We start from the raw sequence: 3,295 nt of genomic DNA on the forward strand, positions 1-3,295 counted from the left end.
GACCGCGGTGGGCGTCGGGGTCGCCGCGCTGGTCGCGCTCGTCGTCGTGGGGCGGGGCCGGGTGCCCTTCCTGGCGGCCGTCGCGATCGCCCTCGTCGACGCGGTCCTGCTGGTGGTGGTGAGGTGACGACCACCTCCGAGTCGTGGGACCTCGTGGTCGTGGGTGCCGGACCGGCGGGCTCCTCGGCCGCCCTCGGTGCCCTGACGCAGGATCCGACACTGCGCGTGCTCCTGCTGGACCGCAGCGACTTCCCCCGCGACAAGTCCTGCGGCGACGGGATCGCGCCCCACGTGCTGGACGCCCTCACCGAGGTCGGTGCGGGCGACGTCGTCGACGACTGGACCCCGATCCGGCGGCTGGAGCTGTCCCGCGGGACGGCCCGGGTCGACGGCGCGATGGACCGCGAGGTCCACGTCGTGCCGCGCCAGGTCTTCGACGCGCGCCTGGTCGAGCGGGCCGTCGCCGCCGGCGCCGTGCTCCGTCGCCACCGGGCGAGCTCGGTCACGACCGGAGCGGGTCGCGTCACCGTCTCCGGCTCGATCGAGGGCCGCGTCGTGCTCGGGGCCGACGGCGCCCACTCCCTCGTCCGCACCGCGCTGCTCGGTCGTCGGCGCGACCCCCGCGCGCTCGCCATCCGCGGCTACGCCCCGACGACGCCGGAGCTCGAGGGACGGCAGGTCATCCGCTACGGCGAGCGCCGCCAGCCGTCGTACGCCTGGGCCTTCGACCGCGGCGACGGGCTCGCCAACGTGGGCTACGGCGAGCTGCTGCCGGGGGAGGGCGACAGTCGCGGCGCCCCGAGTCGGCAGCTCCTGCTCGACGAGCTCGAGAGCCTCATCCCGGGCGCCGCGTCCACGGGCAGCGGCTGGCTCGGCCACCACCTGCCGCTGAGCGGCTGGCGCTGGGACCAGCCCGACGGGCCGGTCCTGCTGGCGGGCGACGCGGCCGGGCTGATCAACCCGATGACGGGGGAGGGCCTCTACTACGCCGTGGCCACCGGCATCGCCGCGGGCCGCACCGCCGCGCGCTGCGTGGCCGCAGGGGAACCGGACGCGGCCGGCGTGCGGCACCGACGCGACGTACGACGCCTGCTCGGCACGCACCTCAAGCACACGTGGACCGCCTCGCGGCTGTCCCGCTCTCCCGCCGTCGTCGACGCGGGCATCCGCGCGGCGGCCCGCGACCGGCGGGCCTTCGACACCCTGGTCGAGCTCGGCCTCGGCGACGGCCGGATCGACGCCCGGCTGGCGTCCGGGTTGTTGCGGAGCCTCGTCCTGGGTACTCGTGTGGACCGGCCATCCATGATGGAGACACCATGAAGATCCTCACCGTCCGCAGCGCGCTGCCGGCGCACGCCTCCCCGCAGCACGAGATCACCGAGGCGTTCTCCGAGGTGATCTCGCAGCGCAGCCTCGACCGGGCCCTGCTGAGGCGGTTCCACGCCAACGCCGGCGTCGAGCGCCGGCACACGGTCCTGCCCCTGGCCGAGTACGCCGGCCTGCGCGACTTCGGGCAGACCAACGACCTCTTCATCGAGCACGCCGTCGAGCTCGGCTCGCGCGCCCTCGTCGACGCGCTCAAGGCCGCCGACCTGACGCCCTCGGACGTCGACCTGATCATCACCGCGACGGTGACCGGCCTGGCCGTCCCGTCGCTGGACGCCCGGATCGCCGGTGTCGTGGGACTGCGCGAGGACGTCCGGCGGGTGCCGCTCGTCGGGCTCGGCTGCGTCGCCGGTGCCGCCGGCGTCGCGCGCCTGCACGACTACCTGCTCGGACACCCCGGTCACACGGCCGTGCTGGTCGCGGCCGAGCTGTGCTCGCTCACCCTGCAGCGCGACGACGTCTCGGTCCCCAACCTCGTGGCCAGCGGGCTCTTCGGCGACGGTGCCGCCGCCGTGGTCGCCGTCGGCGACCAGGGACCGGGCGGACCGGTGCGCGTGCTCGACTCCCGGAGCCGGCTCTACCCCGACAGCGAGCGCACGATGGGCTTCGACGTCGCCAGCACCGGCCTGCGGATCGTGCTCGACGCCGGCGTGCCCAGCCTCGTCGAGCGCTACCTCCGCGCCGACGTCGACGCCTTCCTCGCCGACCAGGACCTCACCCGCGCCGACATCGGCTGGTGGGTGTGCCACCCCGGCGGCCCCAAGGTCATCGAGGCGCTCCAAGCGGCGCTGGAGGTGCCCCGCGACGCCGTTCGCCTGACGTGGGAGTCGCTCGCCGACGTCGGCAACCTCTCGTCGGTGTCGGTGCTCCACGTGCTCGAGAAGACGCTGCGCGAGCGCCCGCCGGCGCCTGGCAGCCGCGGCGTGCTGCTCGCGATGGGACCGGGGTTCTGCTCCGAGCTCGTCCTGCTGGAGGCCGCCTCGTGACCACGCTCGTCGCGTTCACGGTGCTGGTGGCGCTCGTCGGGCTGGAGAGGCTCGCGGAGCTCGTCGTGTCGACCCGCAACGCAGCCTGGAGCCGCGAGCGCGGGGGCGTCGAGACCGGGCAGGGCCACTACCCCTTCATGGTCGTGCTGCACACCGGCCTGCTCGCCGGCGCGCTGCTGGAGGCGTGGCTCCGGCGTCCGGACGTGCCGTCGGTGCTGGCGTGGTCGATGCTCGCCCTGGTGGTCGCCTCGCAGGCGCTGCGCTGGTGGTGCATCAGCACGCTCGGCCGTCGCTGGAACACCCGCGTCATCGTCGTACCCGACCTGGCTCCCGTGGGCGGCGGTCCCTATGCGGTGTTCACGCACCCCAACTACGTCGCCGTGGTCGTCGAGGGCTTCGCGCTGCCGTTGGTCCACAACGCCTGGATCACGGCCGCCGCGTTCACCGTCCTCAACGCGGGCCTGCTGGCGGTGCGCATCCGTGCCGAGGACGCGGCACTCGCCACCCTGCCCCGTGCGACCCCCGCCCGTCCGGAGGCCGCCGGTGCGTGACCTGGTGGTGGCCGGAGGCGGGCCCGTCGGCATGGCCGTGGCCCTGCACGCGCACCGCGCGGGGCTCGACGTGGTCGTGCGCGAGCCGCGCAGCGGGCCGATCGACAAGGCCTGCGGCGAGGGCCTGATGCCCGGTGCCGTGGCCGAGCTCGCCGCGCTCGGGGTCGACCCCCGCGGTCACGACATCGCGGGCATCCACTACCTCGACGGTGTCGGCGGGGGCGACGGCGTGTCCGCACGCTTCGCAGCCGGCCCCGGGCGGGGCGTACGACGCACGGTGCTGCACGCCGCGCTGTCCGAGCGGCTGGCGGAGGCCGGGATCGACGTCGAGCCGCGGCCGGTGCGCAGCGTGCGCGACGCCGGCGACCACGT

Annotated in this window: 3 protein-coding genes and 1 pseudogene; all 4 read left to right on the forward strand. The window is 75.3% G+C overall.

Annotation, left to right across the window (positions count from 1 at the left end):
- Positions 1-123 precede the first annotated feature (123 nt).
- A complete protein-coding gene (locus JWN97_RS02770) occupies positions 124-1,320 on the forward strand; it encodes a geranylgeranyl reductase family protein (RefSeq protein WP_297617862.1) in 1,197 nt (398 codons plus the stop codon).
- The gene (locus JWN97_RS02775; protein ID WP_297617865.1) at positions 1,317-2,372 is read left to right on the forward strand and encodes a 3-oxoacyl-[acyl-carrier-protein] synthase III C-terminal domain-containing protein; all 1,056 of its coding nucleotides are present in this window, start codon (positions 1,317-1,319) and stop codon (positions 2,370-2,372) included. The genes JWN97_RS02770 and JWN97_RS02775 overlap by 4 nt, the downstream gene beginning before the upstream one ends.
- Positions 2,369-2,923, forward strand: coding sequence for an isoprenylcysteine carboxylmethyltransferase family protein (locus tag JWN97_RS02780; protein ID WP_297617868.1), 555 nt, complete (start codon positions 2,369-2,371; stop codon positions 2,921-2,923). The genes JWN97_RS02775 and JWN97_RS02780 overlap by 4 nt, the downstream gene beginning before the upstream one ends.
- A pseudogene (locus tag JWN97_RS02785) lies at positions 2,916-3,295 on the forward strand (monooxygenase); the annotation flags it as partial. The gene JWN97_RS02780 and the pseudogene JWN97_RS02785, both read left to right, overlap by 8 nt.

The sequence above is a fragment of the Nocardioides sp. genome (assembly GCF_025965415.1).
GTDB lineage: Bacteria > Actinomycetota > Actinomycetes > Propionibacteriales > Nocardioidaceae > Nocardioides.